This window comes from Aeromonas sp. SCS5, assembly GCF_001887375.1.
Taxonomy (GTDB): domain Bacteria; phylum Pseudomonadota; class Gammaproteobacteria; order Enterobacterales; family Aeromonadaceae; genus Aeromonas; species Aeromonas jandaei.
Genome location: NZ_LFCS01000008.1, coordinates 109,062 through 128,362, shown reverse-complemented (window position 1 = coordinate 128,362; position 19,301 = coordinate 109,062). Strand labels below are relative to the sequence as shown.

At 60.5% G+C, this 19,301-nt stretch carries 21 protein-coding genes; 16 read left to right on the top strand and 5 right to left on the bottom strand.

Features of this window, described 5'->3' with window-relative positions; genetic code table 11:
• Positions 1-176: 176 nt before the first annotated feature.
• The 7 genes from frdA to BS300_RS12255 all read left to right on the top strand — a co-directional run bounded on the left by frdA (position 177) and on the right by BS300_RS12255 (position 6,073).
• Positions 177-1,961, top strand: coding sequence for a fumarate reductase (quinol) flavoprotein subunit (gene frdA / locus BS300_RS12285; RefSeq protein ID WP_041210004.1), 1,785 nt, complete (start codon positions 177-179; stop codon positions 1,959-1,961).
• A complete protein-coding gene (locus BS300_RS12280) occupies positions 1,954-2,688 on the top strand; it encodes a succinate dehydrogenase/fumarate reductase iron-sulfur subunit (protein ID WP_005347973.1) in 735 nt (244 codons plus the stop codon). Before frdA ends, BS300_RS12280 begins: the two co-directional genes overlap by 8 nt.
• Positions 2,689-2,704: 16 nt before the next feature.
• Positions 2,705-3,103: a fumarate reductase gene (locus tag BS300_RS12275; protein WP_033112664.1), complete on the top strand. Its 399-nt coding sequence runs from the start codon at positions 2,705-2,707 to the stop codon at positions 3,101-3,103.
• A 10-nt stretch (positions 3,104-3,113) separates the two neighbouring features.
• Positions 3,114-3,470: a fumarate reductase subunit FrdD gene (gene frdD / locus BS300_RS12270; protein WP_033112665.1), complete on the top strand. Its 357-nt coding sequence runs from the start codon at positions 3,114-3,116 to the stop codon at positions 3,468-3,470.
• A 256-nt stretch (positions 3,471-3,726) separates the two neighbouring features.
• Entirely contained in the window at positions 3,727-4,458 is a 732-nt protein-coding gene (locus BS300_RS12265) for a nucleoside recognition domain-containing protein (RefSeq protein ID WP_071913079.1), read from the top strand.
• The gene (locus BS300_RS12260) at positions 4,455-4,922 is read left to right on the top strand and encodes a YjiG family protein (protein ID WP_041210001.1); all 468 of its coding nucleotides are present in this window, start codon (positions 4,455-4,457) and stop codon (positions 4,920-4,922) included. Before BS300_RS12265 ends, BS300_RS12260 begins: the two co-directional genes overlap by 4 nt.
• A gap of 26 nt (positions 4,923-4,948) precedes the next feature.
• Positions 4,949-6,073, top strand: a complete 1,125-nt coding sequence (locus BS300_RS12255; protein ID WP_071913078.1) for a M20 family metallopeptidase — start codon at positions 4,949-4,951, stop codon at positions 6,071-6,073.
• Positions 6,074-6,163: 90 nt separating this feature from the next.
• Here the strand turns inward: BS300_RS12255 and BS300_RS12250 are convergent, their stop codons facing one another.
• The 3 genes from BS300_RS12250 to BS300_RS12240 all read right to left on the bottom strand — a co-directional run bounded on the left by BS300_RS12250 (position 6,164) and on the right by BS300_RS12240 (position 8,933).
• Positions 6,164-6,955, bottom strand: a complete 792-nt coding sequence (locus BS300_RS12250; protein ID WP_071913075.1) for a transporter substrate-binding domain-containing protein — start codon at positions 6,953-6,955, stop codon at positions 6,164-6,166.
• 49 nt (positions 6,956-7,004) lie between these two features.
• Positions 7,005-8,252 carry a winged helix-turn-helix domain-containing protein gene (locus tag BS300_RS12245; RefSeq protein ID WP_071913073.1) on the bottom strand — a complete coding sequence of 416 codons (1,248 nt, stop codon included), beginning with the start codon at positions 8,250-8,252 and terminating at the stop codon, positions 7,005-7,007.
• A gap of 87 nt (positions 8,253-8,339) precedes the next feature.
• Positions 8,340-8,933 (bottom strand): TetR/AcrR family transcriptional regulator, encoded by a 594-nt coding sequence (locus tag BS300_RS12240; RefSeq protein WP_071913071.1) that lies wholly within the window; start codon positions 8,931-8,933, stop codon positions 8,340-8,342.
• A 107-nt stretch (positions 8,934-9,040) separates the two neighbouring features.
• Between BS300_RS12240 and BS300_RS12235 the strand changes: the two genes are divergently transcribed.
• Together BS300_RS12235 and BS300_RS12230 are read left to right on the top strand one after the other, a co-directional pair.
• Complete coding sequence (locus BS300_RS12235) at positions 9,041-9,976, top strand: ABC transporter six-transmembrane domain-containing protein (RefSeq protein WP_071913069.1); 936 nt, start codon at positions 9,041-9,043, stop codon at positions 9,974-9,976.
• A 14-nt stretch (positions 9,977-9,990) separates the two neighbouring features.
• A complete protein-coding gene (locus tag BS300_RS12230) occupies positions 9,991-11,379 on the top strand; it encodes an FAD-dependent oxidoreductase (protein ID WP_071913066.1) in 1,389 nt (462 codons plus the stop codon).
• A 31-nt stretch (positions 11,380-11,410) separates the two neighbouring features.
• On the opposite strand, the gene BS300_RS12225 is transcribed toward BS300_RS12230, so the two are convergent.
• Complete coding sequence (locus tag BS300_RS12225; RefSeq protein ID WP_071913064.1) at positions 11,411-12,058, bottom strand: class I SAM-dependent methyltransferase; 648 nt, start codon at positions 12,056-12,058, stop codon at positions 11,411-11,413.
• 133 nt (positions 12,059-12,191) lie between these two features.
• On the opposite strand from BS300_RS12225, the gene BS300_RS12220 reads away from it, so the two are divergent.
• The 7 genes from BS300_RS12220 (at position 12,192) to BS300_RS12190 (ending at position 18,704) form a co-directional block, all read left to right on the top strand.
• Entirely contained in the window at positions 12,192-12,863 is a 672-nt protein-coding gene (locus BS300_RS12220; RefSeq protein ID WP_071913062.1) for a thermostable hemolysin, read from the top strand.
• Positions 12,860-14,338, top strand: a complete 1,479-nt coding sequence (locus tag BS300_RS12215; RefSeq protein WP_071913060.1) for an AMP-dependent synthetase/ligase — start codon at positions 12,860-12,862, stop codon at positions 14,336-14,338. Before BS300_RS12220 ends, BS300_RS12215 begins: the two co-directional genes overlap by 4 nt.
• Positions 14,335-14,988, top strand: coding sequence for an iron-containing redox enzyme family protein (locus BS300_RS12210; RefSeq protein ID WP_043850156.1), 654 nt, complete (start codon positions 14,335-14,337; stop codon positions 14,986-14,988). The genes BS300_RS12215 and BS300_RS12210 overlap by 4 nt, the downstream gene beginning before the upstream one ends.
• Positions 14,989-15,006: 18 nt before the next feature.
• Positions 15,007-15,867, top strand: coding sequence for an SDR family oxidoreductase (locus BS300_RS12205; RefSeq protein ID WP_071913058.1), 861 nt, complete (start codon positions 15,007-15,009; stop codon positions 15,865-15,867).
• A gap of 1 nt (position 15,868) precedes the next feature.
• Positions 15,869-16,501 carry a tetratricopeptide repeat protein gene (locus BS300_RS12200; protein ID WP_071913055.1) on the top strand — a complete coding sequence of 211 codons (633 nt, stop codon included), beginning with the start codon at positions 15,869-15,871 and terminating at the stop codon, positions 16,499-16,501.
• An 83-nt stretch (positions 16,502-16,584) separates the two neighbouring features.
• A complete protein-coding gene (locus BS300_RS12195; protein WP_071913053.1) occupies positions 16,585-17,271 on the top strand; it encodes a response regulator in 687 nt (228 codons plus the stop codon).
• Positions 17,268-18,704: an ATP-binding protein gene (locus BS300_RS12190; protein WP_071913051.1), complete on the top strand. Its 1,437-nt coding sequence runs from the start codon at positions 17,268-17,270 to the stop codon at positions 18,702-18,704. Before BS300_RS12195 ends, BS300_RS12190 begins: the two co-directional genes overlap by 4 nt.
• 38 nt (positions 18,705-18,742) lie before the next feature.
• Here the strand turns inward: BS300_RS12190 and BS300_RS12185 are convergent, their stop codons facing one another.
• Positions 18,743-19,237, bottom strand: coding sequence for an ATP-dependent zinc protease (locus tag BS300_RS12185; RefSeq protein ID WP_041209987.1), 495 nt, complete (start codon positions 19,235-19,237; stop codon positions 18,743-18,745).
• Positions 19,238-19,301: the final 64 nt, after the last annotated feature.

The following is a 19,301-nucleotide window of genomic DNA, read 5'->3' as shown; positions in this document are numbered from 1 at the left end:
TCAATAACACCAAAAAATGACGAAAATTACGACATTTTCATCCAGGGATCAGGGTGTTTTAGAAAAAAATAACTACGAAAAATGGAATAAAACCAAGCTGTTTGACTTGCATCAAGCCTGAATTTTTTTCATAGAGCAAAATCGTGCCCAGCAAATCTATCCCTAAGGAGGCAGATGTGGATATTATCAAGACCGATGTAGCCATCATCGGTGCCGGCGGTACTGGCCTGCGCGCCGCTATCGCTATAGCCGAATCACAGCCAGACCTGGATATCGCCCTGATTTCCAAAGTCTATCCGATGCGTAGCCATACCGTGGCAGCCGAAGGTGGCGCCGCCGGTGTCGTTCGTGATGACGACTCCCTCGAAAACCACTTCAACGACACCGTCTCCGGTGGTGACTGGCTGTGTGAGCAGGACGTTGTCGATTACTTCGTCAACAATGCGACCAAAGAGATGATCCAGCTGGAGCACTGGGGTTGCCCCTGGAGCCGCAAGCCGGATGGCAAAGCCAACGTGCGTCCGTTTGGTGGCATGAAGGTTCCCCGTACCTGGTTCGCCGCTGACAAATCCGGTTTCCACATTCTGCACACCCTGTTCCAGACCTCCGTCAAATACCCGAGCATCAAGCGCTTCGACGAGCACTTCTGCCTCGACCTGATCGTGGAAGATGGTCGCGTTCAGGGCGTTCTGACCTTTGACATCCAGAACGGCATCACCCGCTTCATCCAGGCCAAATCCGTGATTCTGGCAACTGGTGGTGCTGGTCGTGTTTACCGTTACAACACCAACGGCGGCATTGTCACCGGTGACGGCATGGCACTGGCCTATCGTCACGGCGTACCGCTGCGTGACATGGAATTCGTTCAGTATCACCCGACCGGTTTGCCGGGTACCGGCATCCTGATGACCGAAGGTTGTCGTGGTGAGGGTGGCGTCCTGCTCAACAAGGATGGCTACCGCTACCTGCAAGACTACGGCTTGGGCCCGGAAACTCCGATCGGCCAGCCGAAGAGCAAATACATGGAACTGGGTCCGCGCGACCGCGTTTCCCAGGCATTCTGGCAAGAACAGCAGAAAGGCCGCGTGATCCAGGGCCCAATGGGCGATGTAGTTCACCTCGACCTGCGTCACCTCGGCGAGAAGTACCTGAAAGAGCGTCTGCCGTTCATCTGCGAACTGGCCAAAGCCTACGTCAACGTGGATCCGGCCAAAGAGCCTATCCCGGTACGTCCGACTGCCCACTACACCATGGGTGGTATCGAGACCGACAACAAGTGTGCCACCCGTCTGGCCGGCCTCTACGCCGCTGGCGAATGTGCCTCCGTTGGTCTGCACGGCGCCAACCGTCTGGGTTCCAACTCCCTGTCCGAGATCGTGGTATTCGGCAAGCTGGCTGGTGAACAAGCCGGTGAATTCGCCAAGACCCAGAAGCATGGCAATACCGAAGCGCTGGTCGCCAAGGCCGAGGCTCTGGTCAAGCAGCACCTCTCCCTGCTCGACATCGATGGCACCGAGAACCCGGCAGACATCCGCAACGAACTGGGCACCTCCATGGAAGCCGGTGTCGGTATCTACCGTACCGAAGAGCTGATGCAGGGCACCATCGACAAGATCAACGAGCTGAAAGCCCGTTACAAGAAGGTCAAGATCAACGACAAGTCCTCTGTCTTCAACACCGACCTGCTGTACGCCATCGAACTGGGTTACATGCTGGACGTGGCAGAAGCCATGGCTCACTCCGCCATCAATCGTAAAGAGTCCCGCGGTTCCCACCAGCGTCTGGATGGTTACGAAGAGCGTGATGACGTGAACTTCCTCAAGCACACGCTCTCGTTTTACAACAATGGCGAAACGCCCTCCATCGATTACTCCGATGTGAAGATCACTAAGTCCCAGCCGGCAAAACGCGTGTACGGCTCCGAGGGTGAGAAACAAGACGAGGCTAAGAAGAATGGCTGAGATGATTGAAATTGAAATCCTGCGCTATCGTCCGGAGCAGGATAACGAGCCCTGGATGCAGACCTTCCAGGTGCCCTACCAGAGAGAGATGTCTCTGCTGGATGCGCTGCAATACATCAAGGATCACCTGGACTCTACCCTGAGCTTCCGCTGGTCCTGCCGGATGGCGATCTGCGGCTCCTGCGGCATGATGGTCAACGGTGTGCCCAAGCTGGGCTGCAAGGCATTCCTGCGCGACTATCTGCCGGGCAAAATGACCATCGAGCCGCTCAACAACTTCCCGATCGAGCGTGACCTGGTGGTCGACATGTCCGATTTCATCGAGAAGCTGGAAAGCATCAAGCCCTACATCATCCCGAGCGAGCCGCGCAACCTGTGCGATGGCGAATACATCCAGACTCCGGCAGAGATGGCGAAGTACAAGCAGTTCTCCCAGTGCATCAACTGTGGTCTCTGCTACGCGGCCTGCCCGCAGTACGGCATCAACAAGAAGTTCACCGGTCCGGCGGCACTGGCTCTGGCCTATCGCTACAACGTCGACAACCGTGATGCCGGCGCCAAAGAGCGTATGCGCATCATCAGCCAGGACGAAGGCGTCTGGGGCTGTACCTTCGTGGGCTATTGCTCCGAAGTGTGCCCGAAGGGCGTCGATCCGGCAGCGGCCATCCAGCTTGGCAAGGTAGAGAGTGCCAAGGACTACATGATCGCCATGTTCAAGCCAGATTGAGAGCAGGATTGAGACCATGAACAACACTGAAAGCAAACGTAAACCTTACGTCCGCGAAATGAAGAAAGACTGGTGGCTGAAGAACGCCTTCTACACCGGTTACATGATCCGCGAAGGCACCAGTATCTTCGTCTCCATCTACGCTGTTGTGCTGATGTGGGGTCTGATGCGTCTGGTACAGGGTCAGGAAGCGTTCAATGGCTGGCTGGAATCCCTGCAAAGCCCGATCGCCATCCTGTTCCACGTGATTGCGCTGGCAGCCTGCCTGTTCCATGCCAAGACCTGGTTCGCTCTGGCGCCGAAAGCCATGCGTATCTTCCGTGGTGAAGACCTGGTGCCGGAGAAACCGATCGTCATCGCCCAGTATGTGGCGCTGGCTGTGGTATCCCTGCTTGTCCTGATCATCGTGGCCTGAGGAGAAAACAATGAGACGTTCTGACGAGCCAATTTACTGGGGTCTGTTTGGTGCGGGTGGCATGGTCGTTGCCATGCTGCTGCCGGTCATTGTCCTCATCACCGGTCTGCTGGTACCCATGGGTATCATGGACGTAGAGACCATGAGCTATGACCGCGTTCTGGCATTCGCCAGCTCCTGGTGGGGTGCCTGCATCCTGCTGGTGATCATCGCTCTGCCGATCTGGCACGGCATGCACCGTATCTACCACGGTCTGCATGATCTGGGGATCCACACCACCAAGCTGCACCACTATGTGTTCTATGGCTTTGCCTTCCTGGTATCTGCCATTACCGTCGGTCTGCTGATGGTGCTGGTACTCCAGTAATCACCGCACAACTGATTGAACAAACCGGGCCAAGTGCCCGGTTTTTTTTATTGCAGCATCCCCACGCATCCTTGCCGCTGACTTTTTCAACAAATTAAACAAAAACCGGATCTTCTTCTTTTCAGAGGACGATCATCCTCACATATCACCAACGTCACCCCGCATATCAGCAAGGCTCCTTGACCCCCATCAAATAATTGATAGCCGTATCAACCATAATTTATCCGATTAAATAATTATTCATGTGGAGCTATCTATGAGCGAAAAAAACCGTCCGGTGACGATCGGCTGTTATCTGGCACTGGCCTTTGCCATTGTCTTCTTCTCCGGGCTGCTGCAGTCCAACCAGTGGTACGGGGTATTTGACTTCACTACGCTGAACGGTTCGTTCGGCACCATGGTGCAGAGCGTCAGCGAAAACGGGGATGGTATCAAAACAGCCATGACCGACATGCGTGGCAAGGGAGGCAATGGCGCTCGCGATGGCTTCCTGTTCGCCCTGACCCTGATCCCCACCGTGATGTTTGCCCTCGGCATGATCAACGTGCTTGAGCACTACGGCGCGCTGGATGCCGCCCGCAAGCTGCTGACTCCGCTGCTTCGCCCGCTGATGGGGATCCCGGGCAACACCGGCCTCGCCCTTATCGCCTCGCTGCAGAGTACCGATGCGGGTGCTGCCATGACTCGCCAGCTCAAGGATGAAGGGCTCATCACCAAGCGCGAGACCGACGTGTTCACCATGTTCCAGTTCTCCGCTGGCGCCACCATAGTCAACTTCTTCTCCTCCGGTGCCGTGCTCTTCACCCTGACCCTGGCTGACGGCACCCAGGCGGTCAGCTCCTCCATCGGGCTGGCAGTCGCCGTGATGTTCGTCTTCAAGTTCATTGGCGCCAATCTGTTCCGGGTCTATCTCAACCTCACCGAAGGCAAGAGTGCCGACAACAGCAAACGCGATCAGACCCTTACCACCCAGGAGCAAGCCAAATGAGCCAGGCCAACGTCAAGAAACCCATCGTCACCGATATCTTCGTCGAAGGGGCCAAGAAGGGATGGGTCATCGCTACCACCTCCACCGTTCCCAACGTGCTGATGGCCTTCGTCATCATCAAAGCGCTGCAGATCACCGGCGCGCTGGACGCCATGGGCGCCATCTTCTCCCCCGTCATGGCCATCTTCGGCCTGCCCGGTGAAGCGGCAGCCGTGCTGATCGGCGCCTGGATGTCGATGGGCGGTGCAGTCGGTGTGGTCATCACCCTGTTCGATCAGGGGATCCTCAACGGCACTCACATCGCCATTCTGGCGCCAGCCATCTACCTGATGGGTTCACAGGTGCAGTACATGGGCCGCATCCTCGGCTGTATCGGTACCGAAGGGCGCTATATCCCGGTCATGATCGCCATCTCGGTGCTCAACGCCTTTGGCGCCATGCTGGTAATGAACATCATCCTGTGACCCCGGATCTGATAGCGGAGCAAACAATGACTTTTTCTTTGGATCAATATCTGGCCGAGCTGGCCCCCCTGATCAATCTGGATTGCGGCTCTCTGCACCAGCCGGGCATTGCCACAGTGGCCGAGCTGATGGCCGCCAAATACGAGGCCATGGGCGGCTGGCAGATCAAACGGGTCGACTGCGGCATCGCCGGGGTCGGGCTGGAGATCCGCAACCAGCCGCAGGCCGAGCAGATCGACATCATGCTGATCGGTCATATGGATACCGTCTTCCCGGTCGGTACCGCAGCCGAACGCCCGATGAGTGTCGATGGCGAGCGCGCCTACGGCCCCGGCGTCTCCGACATGAAATCCGGCCTGCTCAACATCGTCTATGCCCTGCGTGCACTGCCCCGCGAGGTGCGCGATCGCCTGAGCATCTGCGTCTGCATGAACCCGGACGAGGAGATTGGCTCCCTCCACTCCAGCGACTGGCTGGCATCGGTGGCCAAGCAAGCCAGACAAGTGCTGGTGGCCGAAGCGGCCCGTGCCGATGGCTCGCTGGTCAAGGCTCGCAAGGGAATGGCACGCTATCGCATCGACTTCACCGGCAAGGCGGCTCACGCCGGCAACGAGCCGCAGAAGGGGCGCAGCGCCATCACCGAGCTGGGTCACTGGATCCTCGCCATCAATGCCCTGACCAACTTCGAGAGCGGCACTACCCTCAACATCGGCATCGTCGAGGGGGGCAACGGCGCCAACATAGTGCCGGCCCACGCCAGCGCGGTGGTGGATGTGCGCTTCTGGGACAATCAGGAGTACAACCTGGTCAACGATCATCTGTTGACCCTGGTCGAGCGGCCCCATCTGGAAGGGGTCACCATCAAGCTGACCCGCGAGGCGCATAAACCGGCCATGGTGCCGTCAGAAGGCACTCAGGCACTGATGCAGCTGGTGGAGGAGTGCGGCGCCGAACTGGGGCTGCCCATTCGCTGGCAAGAGGTAGGGGGCGGCTCAGATGCCAACCTCACTGCCGCCCTCGGCATCCCCACCCTGGATGGTCTGGGCCCCATTGGTGCCGGTTTCCACAGTGACGAGGAGTATCTCGATCTGGCCAGCATTGGCCCTCGCATCGAACTGCTGGTGAAGGTGCTGACCCGCATCGCAGCCTGATGGTTTTCCCATAAAACGGAAGAGCCAGCCGGTTTGCACCGGCTGGCTCTTTTTCATCTGATAAATCTGGGTGATTAGCCTTCTTGGCGCTTACTCCATCGGCGGCAGGAAGCGGCGCATCACCTCCTCCGCATGACCCTGCTCCTGAAATGCCACCAACGTCTGATTCAGGCGGGTAACCAGCTCGTAGGCACGAGGCGATCCCTTGCTGACCAGCAGATAGAATCCCTTGCGACTTGGCAGGGCGAGATTGAGCAGACCGGGTTCGCTCTGGTAGATGCCCAGGGTTAACCCGCCAACAAGCGGCTCAATCTCGCTTGGCAAGAAGTCACAGCGATCCCGCCCCAGCATGTCGAGCGCCTGTTGCAACTGCTTGACCCGGCGTGGCTCCTGCGCGAGCCCATAGGGGGCATAGTTATAGCCAATCACGCCGCATACCCGTGAGCTGTTGACCGTCTGCAGATCGGGCGCTTCAGGATAGCGGCGCTTGAGATAGAAGAAACCGAGATGGGTGTAGTAGAGCGGCACGCTGTAGAAGGCGAACTCGGCCCGCTCCGGCTTGTAGCTGGCATCCCAGGTCAGCTCGCACAGGCCGTTCTGGTGATAATCCGCCAGCTCCTGTTGCACCCGTGCCCAGGGCAGATAGCGGATCTGGTAGGACAAGCCATTTTTCTTGATGGCATCGAGCACCAGCGTGGTGGCCGAGCCGGTCAACCGGCTGGTATCGGGCACCCCATCCTTGCGCTCCCAGTAAGTAAAGGGGGCCCACTCGTTGCCCTCCCCCAGACAGATCTGTACCGGCTTCTCTGCCGCGCTGGCCAAGCTCGCCGGTATCAGCATGGCAAGGCCCAGCCCTGCCAGCAGCAATCGGGTTCGTCTCATCCCTCTCTCCCCACTCATGCCATCATCTTGCGACGCGTTACTGTGCAGATTAGTCCACTGCCGCTGCCTCACCGCCTTGGGCAACACCGGATTGCCACATGGCCAGCAAGGGCGCCGGAATGGCGCCATAGTGCAGCGCCGGCGTCTGGTGCCACTCGGCCAACTTTTGCAGAGCCTTCGCCAGATCCTGCGCAAGCTGGCGGGTCACTCTCACCCCGGCTTCCAGATAGAGGCTCTTGATCTCGAAGATCCCCTGCTGGCGATGGGCCTTGGCATCCATTCTGCCCACCAGCTTGCCACGATGCAGCAGCGGCAACACGAAGTAGCCGTACTGACGCTTGGGCACCGGGGTATAGCACTCGATGCGATAGTCGAAGTTGAACAACTCACTGGCTCGCTTGCGATCCCATACCAGCGGATCGAACGGCGACAGGGCGGTGGTATGGGTTGCCTTGAGACAACCCGCCTGCGCCCTTGCCAGCTCATCGGCCAGAGATGCGTGCACGAAAGCACCGTGCTGCCATCCCTCGACACGTACCGGCAGCAGCTCCCCCTCGTCCGCCAGTTGATGGAGCAAGGCGTCATATTTGCCACGCCGCAGCCGGTAGTAATCAGCCACCCAGCCAGTTTTGACCAGCCCCAGCGCCCGGCAACTGGCGCGCACCATATCCCGCTGCGCCTGCTCGATGCTCGGCAGATCCCGCCGGTCGCTCCACTCGGGGAGCACCCGCTCGGCGAGATCATAGACCCGCTGAAAGTTGCGCCGCTCCCGCACCATCAGCTGACCGGTGGTAAAGAGCACCTCCAGATGACGTTTCTCCGGTTTCCAGTCCCACCAGCCATTGCCCTTCCCCTCTTTGCGCTCAAAATCGGCCGCCCGTACCGGGCCATGGTGGCGAATGCGCCCGATAAGCTGGCCAATCTCTTGCTGATGGGTAGCGAGCCAGTTGGCCGAAAACTTCCAGCCCATGGCGGCAGGGTCGAGCATCCGGTGACGCAACAGCCGATAATCCTCGCGGGGCACGAAGCAGGCCTCATGGGCCCAATACTCGAAGATCTCGCCGTCGGCCAGCAACTGCTCCAGCCAGCGAGGTTCATAGTGGCCAAGGCGGCTAAAAAGCACCAGATAGGGGCTGCGCGCTACCACCGAGATGGTATCGATCTGCAGCAGCGCCATGCGGCGGATGGTCGCTAGCAGATCGGCCGGGGCAGCCTTGCCGCGGCGCGGCACCAGCAGCGCCTGCGCCGCCAGCTGCAAATGACGGGCATCCTGTAGCGATAAATGGGGGATAGACATCAAACCACTCCTTGGTAACCGACCTCCAGCATGCCCGAACAGCGGCCAAATAAACATGGGGAAGAGTTGATGACCCCTCCCCCAGCTTTATGCCGGATTGTTTGGCAGGACCAGCCGGTTCACCACCGCCATGATCTCCTGATAGGTGGCTTCTACCGTCTCGGGGGTTGGCTCCAGAATGAGGTCATCGGCATAGCCGTTGATGAGGGAGGTGATCTGGCGCGCCAGTCGTCCGGTATCAGCGGCCATGAAGTCGCCGCTGTCGATCCCCTTTTGCAGGATCTGCTCCAGCACCTCGCGCCATGCCTGAATGGTCTTGCGGTAACTCTCGGCAAATACCGGGTCGCGTAGCGACTCGTTCCATGCATCCAGATAGATGGCCCAGGAGGCATCCTGACTGGTCGGCAGGTTGTCCCGCACGAACAGTGGCAACGCTTCACAGGCCGGCAGCGGCAACAGCCACTCCCGCTGCTCGGCTATCTCCTGACTGGTGAAGCGCTCCACGGCGCAGAGACAGAGCTCTTTCCAATCCTTGAAGTAGTGGTAGACGTGGCTGCGCGCCAGACCGGTGCGCTCGGCCACATCACGGGTAGAAGAGGCTGCCATTCCCTTCTCTCGAAACAGGGCCAGTACGGCCTCGATGATCATCTCTTTACGCTGTTCTGCTGATGGGCGTGCCATCTTACCTCCTGCGATATCAATCGTTCCGCTTGACTTTGAGCGACCGCTCAAACAAACTTTGAGCACTTGCTCAAAGTTAGCATTTCCGACATCTTAGGAGATAACCCATGACAACACCAACCACTTCGGCAGCCAGTTGCAACGAGCAGGCCATGCCGTTGCCACACTCGGCCGGTCGTTCGCTGGGGGCGATTGCACGGGCCAATCCCCTCAAGCTGGCGGGCACCTTCTCACTGGTCGCCCTCGAAAACATCCTGCTGGTGGCTTATCCCCTGTTCGCCGGCTTTGCCATCGACGCCATCGTCAAGGGAGAGTGGTGGCAAGCCTCGAGCTATGCCCTCATCGTGCTGCTGTTCTGGCTCATCGGCGCCCTGCGCCGTGCGGTCGATACCCGCACTTTCACCCATATCTACGCAGCGCTGGCGGTGCCGGTGATCCTGGCCCAGCGTCAGCAGCAGGAGGGGCAATCCACCATAGTGGCGCGGGTAACCCTGGCACGGGAGTTTGTCGACTTCTTCGAGAAACATATCCCGATCCTGGCCACCAGCCTGGTCTCCATCATGGGTGCCGCCATCATGCTGACGGTGATCGAGTTCTGGGTCGGTATCGCCTGTATGGGGGTTCTGCTGCTGTTCGGTTTGTTGCTGCCCGGTTTTTCACGCAAGAACCAGCTGCTGCATGAGCGCCTCAACGACCGGCTGGAGCACGAGGTCAAGCTGGTGACGCACGCCGAGCAAATCAGGCTGGCCCGTCACTACCGCACCCTCGCATGGATCCGTATCCGGGTATCGGATCGGGAGGCGCTCGCCTTTCTGGTGGTTGGCGTCAGCGCGGCCCTGCTCTTTTTGCTCGCCATCACCATGCTGATGGCCCAACCCCAGGTCTCCGCAGGCCATGTCTATGCTGTGATGACCTACCTGTGGAATTTTGTCAGCAGCCTGGATGAAGGGCCCGGTCTTGCCGACCAGCTCGCCCGGCTGCGGGATATCGGACGCCGGGTCAATACGGCGCAACCAGCCAGCAACACCGAACAAGCAATCTGAACCCGGAGCAAACCATGAACCCGACCACCCTCTGCCAACGAGCGTTGACCATGTGTATCAGCTGTTTTTTCCTCGCCGCCTGCGGCCCCAAAATGAGCGACTTTGAGCCCAACACCAGCTACTGGTTCAAGGAGAAACCGGCAGAGGAGAGTGCCCCGCTGGCACAAGATCTGAAGGTGGATATCGCCATCATAGGTGGCGGCTACAGCGGCCTCTCCAGCGCCTGGCATCTGGCCAAGGCCAATCCGTCGCTCAAGATTGCCATCTTCGAGGCCAAACAGGTCGGCAGCGGCGCCTCGGGCCGCAACGGCGGCATGGTGCTGCCGGGCTCCGAGGTGATGGACCTCTATGAAGAGGGGGAAGCGAGCAAGCGCCACTATGATCTGACGGTCGCCAGCATGCACAAGCTGCAGGCACTGGTTGAATCGACCGGCATCGATGCCGATATGAGGCTCGATGGTTATGTGGAGGCGATCCTCGATGAGGAGGATATTCCCGAGTACCGCGACTATGTAAAAACCGCCAATCGCCTCGGCATCCCGCTGCAATACTGGAACGCCGACACCACCGAAGAGAAACTCGGCACCGACCGCTATGTAGGGGCAGTCTACGACCCCAATGGCGGTCAGGTACACGCCATGAAGCTGGTCAACGCCCTGCACAAGGCGGTGGAGCAGGCGGGCGTCACCATCTATGAACAGAGCCCGGTTCTCGGGATCAAGGAGGGGAAGCAGATCGAACTGAACGTGGCCGACAAGTACAAGGTGACCGCCGACAGCATAGTGCTGGCGACCAACGGCTACACCTCAAAACTTGGCTACTTCAGCGGCCGGGTCTTTCCGGTACACGCCCAGAGCGCCGTGACCGAACCGCTTACCCGGGATCAGCTCAACGCCATCCAGTGGCAGAGCCGGATGCCCTTCTATGACACCCGCAACATCCTGTTTCATCTGGTATTGACCCCGGACAACCGGATCGTTATTGGCGGTGGCAATGCCGAGTACGTCTTCAACGACGGCCTCAACTACAAGGGAGACCTCAACCGGGTCAGCGCCATGATGATGAAGGAGCTGGTGACACTCTATCCGGCCCTCAAGGGGATCAAGTTTGAGCAGGTGTGGGACGGGGTACTCGGCATGACCGGCGACAGCACCGAAGCGGTGGGGGTGATGGGGGATCACAAGAACATCTACTACGCCCTCGGCTACAACGGCCACGGCATCAACCTCTCCTTCCTGTTTGGCGACATCGTGGCCAGCCTCTATCAGGGCAAGGAGCACCCCTGGTTCAACCACGCCGAGCAGACGCTGCCAATGTGGCTGCCGCCGGAGCCGTTCAAGTCAATCGGCGTCAAGTCAGCCCTGATGTACTACCAGTGGCAGGACAAGGGCTACGACGAGTAACTGACCAACGAGCAACAGAACAAGGCACGCCTCAAGGCGTGCCTTTGTGCAATACCGCCACATCGGCATGAGGCAACTCAAGCTTGGCCTGCCAGCGAGCTGCCAGCACCCGAAACGACGCCTCGGAAAAGAAGACGATATGGGTAGGATCGTGGCGGTAACGCCAGTTCTTGAACCGCTCGTCGCCGAGCACCCGCTGGGTTTGCAGCACCAGCATACCGCCGGGCTTGAGGCAGGCCCACAACCGGTCAAGCACGGCGCGCGGTTCGGCAATGTGCTCTATCACCTCGGTACTGGTGATGAAGTCATACTGACGCGTCAGCAACTCGGGAAAGTCGGCATAGAACTTGTCATATCCAACCATGTCGTAACCCGCTTCACGCCCCATCGCCACCAGCGCAGGGCCGGGACCGCAGCCAAAATCAAGGCCGCTGGCAGGTAGCGGCACCCGCACCAGCACCTCGCCAAAAGCCCGCATCAAAAACGTGCGATAACGGGGATCATCCACCCGGTTATCGTGGCCGTCGTAGACCGCCTTCTCCGCCGCCTCATCCAGATGATCGCCTGCATCCAGCCAGACCAGCTCGCATTGGCGACAGCGGTGATAGCGCTTGCCCGCCACCGGCAGGGGATAGGAGTGATGGCTGGCACAGAGGGGGCAGCAGGCAGTCGATGACATGGAATACCTCGGGATGGCGACAGGGGGGCAGCTTGCCTGCCGTACCGGATGCTGACAACTTTTTTTTGCCGCTTAAGGGTTTCTTAAGTTTGGGCTTTTACTCTGAATCCATCGCAAGAGAAGGAGCCTCCCCATGACCACCGAGATCCAAGCCCCATACCGGTTGATCCTGGCCGAATCAGAGCAGCAGGTCATGGCGCTGCAAGCCTATATCCAGGATGCCTACACCCTGGAGTTCAATGCCCGCATTCCCCATTTTCTGCCCTGCCTGATCGGACTATATCGCGCCGACGGGACGCTGGTTGGTGCCTGTGGCCTCAACCGTGCCAGCAGCCAGGCCGGCGAGCATCGCCTCTATCTGGAGCAGTATCTGGAGCAACCGATCGAAGCCTCCATCGAGACTAGCCTTGGTGTTCGTCCCGACCGCCAGCGCATCATCGAAGTGGGCAATCTCGCCTGTCGCGAGCCGGGCAATGCCCGCCTGATGTTTGCCGCTCTCTGCCGCATGCTGTGTGACAACGCCCTCGACTATGTGGTCTTTACCGGCACCGCCAAGCTGCGCAACAGCTTCACCCGTCTGCGCCTCAATCCGGTCGAACTGGCCCCCGCCCAGGCCCATCAGGTCGGTGCCGACGCCGCTGCCTGGGGCGAGTACTACCGCTGCCAGCCCAAGGTGATGGTGGGAGATATCAATCAGGGGCGGGCAGTGCTCGCCCAGAGCAGCCTGCTGCTCAACCTGCTGGCCCCCATGCCAGTGCTTTTTACCGATGCAACCCTGACCAGTGAGAAAAGGTGCGCCCAATGAGCCTGTTCGACGCCATCGCCAAACATGCCCGCGAGAATCCGCAATCACCTGCGCTGCTGAGCAGCCAGCAGCGGCTCGACTACCACAGCCTCTGGCAGCAGATCCAGCATCTGGCTGGCAAACTGCAGCAAGCCGGCATCAAGCGCCTTGCCCTGCAACTCGACAACGGCTTGCCATGGGCGCTGATGGATCTGGCCTGCACCAAAGCCGGGATCGTGGTGATCCCGGTACCCCACTTCTTCAGCCTTGAGCAGCAAGAGTGGCTGCTGGAGAGCAGCGGCGCCGATGCGCTGGTTGGCCCGGCCCATCAGGGATGGCACGCTGCCGAGCCGCTGTTGCTGGTCAGCGGCGAACTGCCACTCTGGCGCCGCAAACCGGCAAACCTCCCGGTATTGCCACAGGGCACTGCCAAGATCACCTACACCTCCGGCACCACGGGCCAGCCCAAAGGGGTCTGCCTCTCGCTGGCCAGCATGATGGCGGTGTGCGAATCGCTGGCCGAGCGTGTTGCGCCAGCCAAGGTGGAAAAACACCTCACCCTGCTGCCGCTGGCCACCCTGCTTGAGAACCTCACCGGCCTCTATGTACCGCTGCTGACCGGTGCCTGCAGCCGCATTCCATCGCTGGCAGAACTCGGCTTCACCGGCTCCAGCTCGCTCAATCCAGCCATGCTGGGGGAGGCGCTGCTGCGCTGGTCAACTCACAGTCTGGTGCTGGTGCCCGAGCTGCTGCGCCTATTGCTGGCGCTCTGTACCAGTACCCCGGTGCTGGCCCAGCAGCTGCGCGGTCTGCGCTTTATCGCCGTCGGCGGTGGCAAGGTTGCCCCCGATCTTATCGCCCATGCCCGCCAGCTTGGTCTGCCAGTCTACGAGGGGTATGGCCTCTCGGAGTGCTGCTCGGTGGTGGCCCTCAACACCATGGGTACTGACAAGCCAGGCAGCGTTGGCCGCCCCCTGCCCCACACCCGGGTCACCATCGGCGACGATGGCGAGATCCTGGTACGCGGCAGCGCCATGCTGGGATATCTGGGTAGCGATGAGTCAATCCCCGAGCTGATTGCCACGGGAGATCTGGGCCGCCTCGATGAAGAGGGCTACCTCCACATCACCGGGCGCAAGAAGAATGTCCAGATCACCGCCTTTGGCCGCAACTTCTCCCCCGAGTGGGTCGAGGCTGAAGCCCAGCTCTGCCCCGCCATCGCCCGTATCGTGGTGTTCGGCGATGGCCAGCCCGCCAACGTGGCGCTGATCCAGCCCCTGCCGGGCAAAGAGGCAGAACTGCCACAACAGATCGAAGTATTGAATCGTCGTCTCCCCGACTACGCCCGCCTGCACCACTGGCTGCCGGTGGCACTCGACCAGCATCCCGGGCTGCTCACCGCCAACGGGCGGGTGCGCCGGGAAGAGACCTATCGCCAGTTTGCCCAACAGATCAGCCAGTGCCTTGCAACCGGCACCACAGGAGAATCCTCATGAGCTTCTATCAGACTCTGCAACAAGCCACTGCCACTGAGCGCGAGCACCTTTTCAAGGCCCCCATCATTGAAGCTTGCCGCCGTGGTGACATCAGTCGCGACACCTATCTCGCCTTTCTGGCGCAGGCCTACTACCACGTGCGCCACACTGTCCCGCTTTTAATGGCAACCGGCGGCAAGCTGGGTCAGGAGTATGAGTGGGTACGCGGCGCCATTGCTGAGTACATCGACGAGGAGTACGGCCATCAGGAGTGGATCCTCAATGACATCCGCGCCTGTGGCGGCGATGCCGAGGCGGTGCGTCATGGCCAGCCCGGGCTGCCCATCGAGCTGATGGTCGCCTTCCTCTACGACCAGATCCAGCGGGGAAACCCCATGGGTTTCTTCGGCATGGTACAGGTGCTGGAAGGCACCAGCGTCGCCATCGCCCTCACTGTGGCCGACCAGCTGAAAAGCGGCCTCGGGCTGCCCCCGCAGGCGATGAGCTATCTCAGCTCCCACGGCACCCTGGATCAGGAGCACCTCAAGTTCTTTGAATCCTTGATGGATAAGGTCGAGAGCCCGGCAGATCAGGCCGCCATCATCCACTCCACCAAGGTGGTCTATCGCCTCTACGGCGAGATGCTCTACAACCTCACCGCCACGCCGTGACCAGAAGGAATCCGCATCATGAAACTTGAAGGAAAAACGGTGCTGCTCACCGGCGCCAGCGGCGGGATTGGCGAGGAGCTGGCCCAGGAGCTGGCCGCCCAGGGCGCCCATCTGCTGCTGCACGGCCGCCGCGCTCCGGCGCTGGAGCGCCTGTGCAAGTCGCTGCCGCACCCCGAGCGCCATCAGGTGGTGATCGCCGACCTTGGCGTGCCCCACGAGCGGGCCAAGTTGTTGCAGCATCCAGCGCTGGAACAGGGGCTCGACATCCTGATCAACAACGCCGGCTGCAACCAGTTTGCCTGGCTGGAAGATCAGAGCAGCGAGCAGGTCGAGCGCCAACTGCTGCTCAATATCGAGGCGCCGATCCAGCTGACCCGCGCCCTGCTGCCCCGCCTGCGCAAACCGGGGATCATCATGAACATGGGGTCGGGGTTTGGCGGCATCGGCTACCCGGGCTACAGCGTCTACTGCGCTACCAAGTTCGCCCTGCGCGGCTTTAGCGAGGCGCTGGGGCGGGAGCTGGAGGGCAGCGGCATCAAGGTGCTCCACTTTGCCCCCCGCGCCACCCGTACCAAACTCAACTCTGAAGCTGCCTACGAGATGAATGCGGCGCTCGGCACCCAGACCGACAGCCCGCAGGAGGTAGCCGAAGCGGCCATCATCGCCCTGTGCAACGAGACCCGCCGCAGCTGGCTCGGCTGGCCGGAAAAGCTGTTCGTGCGACTCAATGCCCTGCTGCCCAGCATCGTCGACAAGGCGCTGGCCAAACAGCTGCCCATCATTAAACGCTATGCCCGCCAACAGCCGGGCATGGCCGAGAGCGGCGCGGCGCTGCAGCCCGATCTCTCACGCCCCATCCCGACCAAAAAGGAACTTTGATATGAACGTTGCGCTAAAATCCGCCACCTCCTGCGTCATCGCCCTCCTGCTTGGCTCGACCTGCGCCCAGGCAGCCACAGATGCTCTCGCCCCCATCCAGCAGCAGTGGGCCGTCTGCCAATACCAGCAGAACGGCAAAGCGAAAGAGAGCTGCCTCGAAACCCTGAGCACCCAGGCCGAAGCGGCCAGTGCCAAGGAGCCATTTCGCACCGACCTGCTCATCTGGTCAGCCATCGTCAAGAGCACCTGGGCTGGTGCCAAGGGCGGGCTGGGAGCGCTGGGGCTGGTGAAAGAGGCCAAGGCCAAACTGGAGCTGGCCATCAAGCAGGATCCCAAGGCGCTGGAGGGCTCCGCCTACACCAGCCTGGGTTCGCTCTACTATCAGGTACCCGGCTGGCCAGTCGGCTTCGGCGATGACGAGAAGGCCGAGCAGCTGCTCAAGCAGGCGCTGGCCATCAACCCGACCGGCATCGACCCCAACTTCTTTTACGGCGACTTCCTGCTGGATCAGGGCCGCAAGGCTGAGGCCAAAACTTATCTCGACAAGGCGATGGCAGCTCCAGCGCGCCCGGGCCGGGAAGTGGCGGACGAGGGCCGCAAAATGGAGATCCGCGAGCGGCTCGCCAAGCTGTAAAGTTCTGCCGTATCAGAGATCTATTTAAACTCTGCCCACCAGCTTGCATACTGGTGGGCAGAGTCGTTTCAAGGGGAATAACAATGCGGATCCTGCTGGTTGAAGATGATGTGATGCTGGGTGATGGCATGCAGGATGCCTTGCGCCACAGCGGTTATACGGTGGACTGGCTGCAGCAGGGGTTGCCCGCCCTGACGGCACTCAAGAGCGACGAGTTTGCCGCCCTCATTCTGGACCTCAACCTGCCCGATATCGACGGCCTCAGCCTGCTGCGCAAGCTGCGCCGCGAAGGACACCAGCTGCCGGTGCTGATCCTCACCGCTCGCGATGCCCTCGATGATCGGGTCATCGGCCTTGATGCCGGCTCCGACGACTACATGGTCAAACCCTTCGCCCTGCAGGAGCTCAACGCCCGCCTGCGCGCGCTGGTGCGCCGCAGCAAGGGGCAGGTGCAGGCCGTGCTGGAGTACGGGGAGATCCTCATCTACCCCGAGGCGCAACAGGTCACCTATCGGGGCGAGCCGGTCAAGCTCACCCCCCACGAATACAAGCTGCTGCAAGAACTCATCAGCCAGAGCGGCCGGGTGCTCAGCAAGGAGCAGCTGCAACAAAGCCTCTACGGCTGGGACGAGGGGGCCGAAAGCAACGCGGTGGAGGTGCATATCCACCACCTGCGCAAGAAGTTCTATAGCGACCTTATCCGCAATATTCGCGGTGTCGGTTACATCATTCCTCAGCTTGATCAGGCCAGCCGGAGTGCCCCCCGATGAAAAAACCGCGCTCCATCCGCCGCTTTCTGCTCACCGGCATTCTCACGCTGGTGGGGCTCAGCCTCACCATCAGCGCCGTCATCGGCTATCTGGAGGCGAGCCACGAGATGGAGGAGCTGTTCGACGCACGGCTGGCCCAGTCCGCCCGCATCACCGACCAGCTGCTGGAGCGCTATCTGGCCCAGCAAGGGGCTCTGCCAGCCAATGGCACCATCTATCAGGATTGGGAGGTGCAAAACCCCGACGAGTGGACCAAGGATCCCAGCTTCAATCTGAGCGGTGAGGATCGGGAACTCACCCCCTATGGTCACGAGTTCGAGCGCAACCTCTACTTCCAGCTGCTCAACGACAAGGGGGTAATGCTGCTGCGCTCCCCCAGTGCCCCGGATCAGCCACTGGTCGAGCTCACCCGCGGTTTCAGTACGGTGAAAAAGGATCACCATCAGTGGCGCACCTTCACTCTCTACAACGAGGATGGCCGCACCTGGCTGGTGGTGGCCGAGCGGGATGACGAACGCAGTGAACTGGCCAGCAAGATGGCGGCTCTTACCATGCTGCCCCTGCTGCTGACCCTCCCCTTTCTGCTGGTGCTGCTCTGGTGGCTCATCACCCGCGGTCTGGCCCCCCTGCGCCTGCTGGCGCAAGCGATCAGCGAGCGCCACCCCGCCAACCTGAGCCCGCTCAACCTCAAGACAAGCGCCCACGAACTGACTCCGCTCACCAACGAGATCAACCGCCTGATGCATGCGCTGGCCGAAACCATCGAGCGGGAGAAACAGTTCACCAACGAGGCAGCCCACGAACTGCGCACCCCGCTGGCGGTACTGCGGATCCACAGTGAAAATGCCCTGAGCGCCGAGGATGAGGAGAGCCGCCAGCAATCGATGCACAAGATGCTGCAGGCCCTCGATCGCAGCGACCGGCTGATCCGCCAGCTGCTGACCCAGGCTCGCATCGACAACCAGCAAGGGGTGGTGCAGAGTGAGCTCAACCTGAGCCAACTGCTGCAAACCTCGCTGGCAACACTGGCCCCCATTGCCCTGAAAAAGGATCAGCAACTTTCGCTGGAGGGGGATGAGAATCTGATGGTGATGGGTCAGGGCACCCTGCTCGATCTGCTATTCAGCAACCTCATCGACAATGCGTTGCGCTACACCCAGGCCAAGGGGGAGATCACCGTCGATGTGCAACAGGAGGGACACAGGGTCAGGGTCGATATCCGCGATAACGGCCCCGGCATTCCAACCGCTGCGCTGTCACGGCTGTGCGAACGCTTCTTTCGGGTCAATCCCCAGCAGGGGGATGGCGTCGGCCTTGGCATGGCGATTGTCTCGCGCATCGCCCAGCTGCATGGCGCCGAGCTTGATGTCCACAACCGGCCGGAGGGAGGGCTCGAAGTGAGTGTGTTCCTCCCACTTCCGCTGGCAAGATAAGCAATAAACAAACAGCCCGCAATGCGGGCTGTTTGCTATCAATGACAATTTGGCTGCACGGTAAAGGTTCGACCAGCATCCACCGGGCCGAGATCCGCCAGCAGGCGACGGCCAAGCAGCACCGGATAGATCATGTCGCTGCGATCCCGCAGGGTGAACCACTCCTCGTACACCTTGTCCCCCAGACAGATGGACATGGTGACGGTCGGCCGCTGCTCGATGCCACCGGCGCCGCGAATGGTCACGCTCTGCTCCACCGGACGCTCGAACTGCTGTTTGACCCGCTCACCGCTGTCGGCATCGGTCACATCCAGCATGAAGCGCACCCAGGGTTTGCCATCCCGTTTGAAGTGGACGAGGGAGCGCGCATCAAGAGAGGAGGTGAGCGCACCGGTATCGAGTTTCATCTTCACCGCCACACCGATCGGCATGATGAGCCCCTTCTCGACCCAACCATAGCTGGTCGGTGTTGCCGCCAGTGCGCTGCCACAGAGCCCCCACAGGATGGCGGCACTCAACAATCTTTTGCCCATCACGATCTCTCGCATTGTCGATATTGCGCCCAGATCTATCACAGCCACCCCGGGGGTCAACCCG